Annotated in this window: 5 protein-coding genes and 3 pseudogenes; 3 read left to right on the forward strand and 5 right to left on the reverse strand. The window is 62.5% G+C overall.

What is annotated here, in order from left to right; genetic code table 11:
- The 3 genes and pseudogenes from QE494_RS00005 to QE494_RS00015 form a co-directional block, all read left to right on the forward strand.
- Window positions 1-502 (forward strand): annotated as a pseudogene (locus QE494_RS00005) (hypothetical protein); the annotation flags it as partial.
- Window positions 503-622: 120 nt separating this feature from the next.
- The gene (locus QE494_RS00010; RefSeq protein ID WP_300040207.1) at window positions 623-1,984 is read left to right on the forward strand and encodes an MmgE/PrpD family protein; all 1,362 of its coding nucleotides are present in this window, start codon (window positions 623-625) and stop codon (window positions 1,982-1,984) included.
- Window positions 1,985-2,057: 73 nt separating this feature from the next.
- Window positions 2,058-2,261: pseudogene (locus tag QE494_RS00015) on the forward strand (DDE-type integrase/transposase/recombinase); the annotation flags it as partial.
- Between the two features lie 55 nt (window positions 2,262-2,316).
- Here QE494_RS00015 and QE494_RS00020 read toward each other — a convergent pair.
- The 5 genes and pseudogenes from QE494_RS00020 to QE494_RS00040 form a co-directional block, all read right to left on the reverse strand.
- On the reverse strand, window positions 2,317-3,459 hold the full coding sequence (locus QE494_RS00020) for a serine hydrolase (RefSeq protein WP_300040209.1): 1,143 nt from the start codon (window positions 3,457-3,459) through the stop codon (window positions 2,317-2,319).
- Window positions 3,460-3,528: 69 nt separating this feature from the next.
- Window positions 3,529-3,750, reverse strand: coding sequence for a TIGR02450 family Trp-rich protein (locus tag QE494_RS00025; RefSeq protein WP_300040211.1), 222 nt, complete (start codon window positions 3,748-3,750; stop codon window positions 3,529-3,531).
- Entirely contained in the window at window positions 3,747-4,133 is a 387-nt protein-coding gene (locus tag QE494_RS00030) for a nuclear transport factor 2 family protein (RefSeq protein ID WP_300040213.1), read from the reverse strand. The genes QE494_RS00025 and QE494_RS00030 overlap by 4 nt, the downstream gene beginning before the upstream one ends.
- Complete coding sequence (locus tag QE494_RS00035) at window positions 4,130-5,044, reverse strand: phytanoyl-CoA dioxygenase family protein (RefSeq protein ID WP_300040216.1); 915 nt, start codon at window positions 5,042-5,044, stop codon at window positions 4,130-4,132. Before QE494_RS00035 ends, QE494_RS00030 begins: the two co-directional genes overlap by 4 nt.
- A gap of 22 nt (window positions 5,045-5,066) precedes the next feature.
- A pseudogene (locus QE494_RS00040) lies at window positions 5,067-5,298 on the reverse strand (hypothetical protein); the annotation flags it as partial.

Consider the following 5,298-nt stretch of genomic DNA (forward strand, 5'->3'; position numbering starts at 1 on the left):
ACGCGCGCAGGTGCGGCAGTCGATCGACGCGATCTGCGCCGCCACCGGCGCTACTCCCCAGGGCTGGCTGAGCCAGGACTGGGGCACCACCCCCGACACCTACGGCCTGCTGGCCGATGCGGGCTTGGCCTACACCCTGGATTGGGGCAATGACGACCAGCCCTATTGGATGGAGCCGGCAGGTGCCCAAGGCCGGCGTTTGCTGGCGCTGCCGTTTTCTTCCGAGTGGGACGACGTGCAAGCCCAATGGATGCGCAATCTGGAGCCCTGGGCCCATGCGCAGGCGGTACTTGCAGGCGCGCGCCGCCTGGCCGACGAATGCGCCCGCACAGGGCAGTCGGCGGTGCTGGGCCTGGGGCTTCACCCTTGGGTCTGGGGCATGCCCAGCCGCATTGCCTACCTGCGCCAATTGCTGGCCGATCTGAAAACCGTTCCCGGACTGTCCTGGGCCCAGCCTGGTCAGTTGGCACAACAGTGTGGCCGTGCCGTGCTGGCGGGCTGACCGACCGAACCTCCCGCCGCACTGCGCCACGCCACATCGCTGCGTTCCAAGCCACTCCAAACCCTGATTCGCTACGCCGTCATACGCCGCACCCGCTCCCACCTTTGCCGGATACCCACCATGGATTACCTCGACACCCTCAGCGACTTTGCCGCCAACCTCGACTACAGCGCCCTGGACGACGCCCAGCGCGAGCAGGCTGGCTGGATCCTCGCCGATACCGTGGCCGCCATGGCCGGCGGCTCGGCCGAGCCGGAAGTGCGCGCCCTGGCGGCGCGCCAGCCCCGATCGGTGGAGGCGGAGGGTGCGCTGATGGTGGGCCTGGGACGGCGCAGCCACCGGGAGGCCTCGGCCTTTGTCAATGGCACGGCCGGCACCTTCCTCGAGATGGACGAGGGCAACCGCTTCTCACGTGGCCATCCGGCGGTGCATGCCATCCCCGCCGCGCTGGCGCTGGCCGAGGAGCGCAAGCGCCCGGCCGAGGCCTTTTTGGCGGCGATGGTGGCGGGCTATGAAGTGGGCTCTCGTCTGGGCGCAGCCAGCGCCTTGCGCGGCGCCCTGCATCCGCACGGCACCTGGGGCACCATCGGCGCCGCGGCTGCTGCGGCGCGGGTGGCCGGCGCCAAGCCCGGCGCCATGCGTGAGGCCATCAGCCTCTCGGCCTCGCTGGCCACCGCCACCTCCAAGCAGACCATGCTCGAAGGTGGCTTGGTGCGCAACACCTACGCGGGCCTGTCCAATCGCAACGGGGTGCTGGCGCTGGACCTGGTGGAGTCAGGCTTCACCGGCGAGCGTGACGGGCCTGGTTCCCTGCTGGGCCAGGTGCTGTCGGACCGCTTCGACCGGGCGGCGGTGGTCCAGGGCCTGGGGCAGGACTGGCACTTCATGCGCAACTACTTCAAGCTGCACTCCTGCTGCCGCTACAACCACGGCACCCTGGACGCGCTCGACAAGCTCGCGGCGGGCGAGGGCCTGCCGACCTTTGATCAGATTGAGCGGGTGGAGGTGCTGACCTACCACCTCGCCGCCGAGCTGGTGGACCCGGCGCCGCGCAATACGTTGGCGGCCAAGTTCTCGGTGCCCTTCGCGGTGGCCACCCGCTTGGTCACCGGCGCTAGCAGCCTGTCGAGCTTCACCTGGGACGCGCTGCGTGATGAACGCGCCCTGGCCCTGGCCAAGAAGGTGACGGTACGTGAAGATCCTGCGATGAGCGCGCGCCTGCCGCTGGAGCGGCCCTCGCGGGTCACCCTGTACCTGCGTGACGGCAGCACCCGTGTGGGCGAGGCCGGCGTGAACCGAGGCGACGACGCCTCGCCCTACACCCGCGAGGAGCTGCGCGCCAAGTTCATGGACCTCACCGCGCGCATCTGGCCGCAGGCCCACGCCAAAGAGCTGCTGGAGGCCACGCTTGCCCTGGCCCAGCTGGAGATGCCGATGGCGCCCTGGCTGGCGCTGCTGGCGCGGGCGCCGCAGGCAGTCTGAGGGCGGCGCCCCGCCGGGCCGGGCGCGCGCGCCAGACGTACGCCGCAGACCTTGTTGAACTGGGTTCGCCAGCAACCGAGTGTTCAAGGCCGACCGACCCAACCAGCTGTCGGTTTTAGACTTCACCCACGTCTCGACCTGGCAGGGCTGGCGGTACGTGGCCTCCGTGATCGACGTGTACGCCCGTCCCATCGTGGGCTGGCGCCCAAGCAGCACCATGCGTCCGGACTCTGTGCTGTACGCGTTGGAGCATGCCTTGTATGCCCGCCAGTCGGAACGCGGTAGCGGCCTGACTCAAAAAAACCGGCTTCCACCAAAGCCGGGACGGTTCATTACTTAGATTTGGCTAGGGCTGGGATTAGCTGGTCCATAACCTGAGGCGTCTGCCAAACGACAGGTGAAAAAGTTGTGGCATGGTGGTAGATGACTGTATTTGTCGCAACATTAAAGATAAGGAACTGTCCACCATAGCCTGCGAAACAAAAGTCAGTTTGGGTGGCTCGACAACCAACCCAAATCTGATAACCATACGAATTGGCCGTTCCTGTTGAGGAGATTTGCGCAGAAGTTGCATCCGAGAGAAATTTACCAAAGCACGACTCTTTTTTTCCGAGCTCCTCTAGCACCATGACCCCAATTCGAATCCAGTCGTGCGGTGTTGCACTGAATCCGTTGTACGTGGATGCTTGTCCATCGCCGTTTACAAACCAAGCGCCACGAGATTCAGCGCCGATCATTTGCCAGATAGCCTTCTCGAAATACTCTGAAAAAGACATGCCTGTCGCTGCCTGAACAAGCAAGCCTAATGCGACAGTGTCAAAGTTGCTATAGTTGTACACCGCACCTGCGGGAAAACTTTTTTCATCGTTTTCCTTCATCAGATCTATAAAGTCGGCACTCATTTTCCCTTCTGCAATGGCCGTACCGACTCTCAGTTGTAGCTCGCGGGACTTGTGACCATCAAATTTAAGTTCTGTTTTGTAGGCCCCGCTCGACATCCGCAAAACATCTTTAACAGTTGCTTCGCCCCATGAGGTCGCCGATAAATTAATCACATATTTTTTTATGGGATCATCAATACTTTTTATGTGACCGTCGCAAATCGCTTTGCCTACTGTGAGTGCGGTCAGGCTTTTTGATACTGAGTATCCCAGAGGGGTATTTCTTTTGCCAACACCAAAACTGTAACGCTCATAAATAATTTTGGATTCTCGTGCGACCACCAACGCCTTCGCATTGTTTCGATTAAATAAATCATCTAAAACTTGCTTGGCCTCAATAGGGGTGTTGATTGTAGTTGTCGGCAGGGCTTTAGATTCTCGAGGTGGTTTTGCATAAGCCACCTTCGCTTGATTTCGAAAGCCATTTGTCACCAATTGCCCATAGGGCATTTCGGTTGCTGAGGTTGTCAGCGGTATTGCCAATAATGCGATAAACACAAGTTGGATTTGTGAAATAAGCATTTGTCGATCCATTTTTGATTCTAGAATTCATATGGGCCCTAGGATATGATAAATATCCAGACAACCTAAGGCCGCAGCCACTCAAACCCAGCCCTGCCGCCAAACGCTTTCATCCTGCAGCGCGCGCCACTGGATGACTTGTGCGGCCTTGGAAAACACAGCTTCAATCTCCACCCATTCAATGGGGTCGTTGGGCTGCTCGGGCTGGATCACCCGGCTGACCAAGAAGTGCTTTTGCTTGGCCACAGGTTTGACGGCGGTCCATTTCGTCAGCAGCAGTTTTTTGGGGTTCAGCGGGTTCATCCCAGCGAGTTCTCCCCGCTCATGTAGACGAACACCTCGACGAAGAGGCCGCCCTCCACCCGGAAGAAGTTGCAGTTGTTCTTATGGAATTTTTCGCCAGTCAGGCTGGTGTTTTCCACCCGAAAGCGACTGGCCGCGCGTTGCGCGGGTACGTCCAGCACATGGTCGAAATCGCCGTGCCAGACGCGGGCGTAGCGCGCGTTGAGGCGCTCGTACATGCCGCGCAACTCCTCGAGGCCACGGTAGTGCGTGCCGTGGTTGGCGATGCAAAAGTGCGCCTCGGGCGCGAAGCAGGCGAGGGTGCCCGGCACGTCCATGCGATCGACCGCGGCGAAGTAGCGCTCGACCAGGGCTTGCAGGGCGGCGGTGTCGAGTTGTTTCATGCCGGTGTTCCTTGCGTGCCGTTCGGGTTCTTTGCGCCCTGTGCGGCATCCGCACCCTTCGCGCTCTGTGCAAGCTGACTACTCCCGCCCGGCTGCCCCTGAAAGCCGCTGTCTTGCAGCGCCCGAAAGCGGGCCAGGGCCTCTCCGTGACGTGCGTAGGCCTCCGGCGTGAGGGCGCTGTGCAGCCGTGCTTCTTCCACAAAGTGGCCGTGGCTGCGTCCCCGTACCCGCAACGCCGAGGGCGTGACGGGGCCGGTGGGCTTCACATGGGCGGGGATGTAGCTGATGGCGTAGCCCAGGCGCCTGTCATCCGTCCCATTGCCTGCCGAGGCGTGGACCAGGTCGGTGTGGTGCAGTGACATCTGGCCGGCCTTCACCGGCATGAAGGTGCCCTGGGCCTCGTCGAAGCGACCTGAAATCCCCTGGCCGCGCTTGATCATGTTCATCGGCTCGGGCTTGTCGTCATGCTCGAACGGGCCCCAGCGGTGGCTGCCAGGCAGCGCCTGCATGCAGCCGGCCGCCACGCTGGCGTCCGATAGCGCTACCCAGGCGGTGATGTGCAGGTGAGGGGACAGGTGAAAGTAGGTGCTGTCCTGGTGCCAGCGGACGTAGGCGGGGGTGTTCGCTTCCTTGACGAAAAGGGTGGAGTGGTAGACGAGGATGTCGGGACCGATCACGTCCTGCACTGCGTCGAGGATGCGGGGGTGGTGCACCAGGCGGTCAGCCCAGTCAAACAGCAGGTAGCTCTTGGACTTTTCGGGAAAGTCGATCGGCGCGCCACGCTGGCGCTCCCAGTCCTCCAGCTCGCTGCGGAAGCTGCGGACCTCTTCGGGGCTGAGGACGTCGATGGGGAACACGAAGCCGTCACGGTCGTAGGTATCGACCTGGGCGGATGTCAGATGCAGGGGCATAGAGTCTCCTTCTTGTCGGCGCTCAGGCCTTGCCGGCCACTGCCGCCTGCGCCGCGGTCATCATCGCGTGGAGCATGTCGAGCCGGTCGTGCATGGGCCGGGGGTAGCCCACGCGGCTTTGGGCGAGGCCCAGGCCGAGTGCGGCCTCGACCATCTTGTAGCTCAGAGGGCCGGGGTTGATCACCGGCACCGGCAGGCGCTGGGACAGCCAGGCGTGGGACTGGTGCATGGTGGTCGAGCCCAGGATCAACACC

The sequence above is a fragment of the Ramlibacter sp. genome, from assembly GCF_029866045.1.
In the GTDB taxonomy this organism is placed as follows: Bacteria; Pseudomonadota; Gammaproteobacteria; order Burkholderiales; family Burkholderiaceae_C; genus Ramlibacter.

What these genes read in the sequence shown, in the direction of transcription:
- QE494_RS00010 (WP_300040207.1), top strand. Translation starts at nt 623, where the DNA reads ATGGATTACCTCGACACCCTCAGCGACTTTGCCGCCAACCTCGACTAC.
- QE494_RS00020 (WP_300040209.1), bottom strand. Translation starts at nt 3,459, where the DNA reads ATGGATCGACAAATGCTTATTTCACAAATCCAACTTGTGTTTATCGCA.
- QE494_RS00030 (WP_300040213.1), bottom strand. Translation starts at nt 4,133, where the DNA reads ATGAAACAACTCGACACCGCCGCCCTGCAAGCCCTGGTCGAGCGCTAC.
- QE494_RS00035 (WP_300040216.1), bottom strand. Translation starts at nt 5,044, where the DNA reads ATGCCCCTGCATCTGACATCCGCCCAGGTCGATACCTACGACCGTGAC.
- QE494_RS00025 (WP_300040211.1), bottom strand. Translation starts at nt 3,750, where the DNA reads ATGAACCCGCTGAACCCCAAAAAACTGCTGCTGACGAAATGGACCGCC.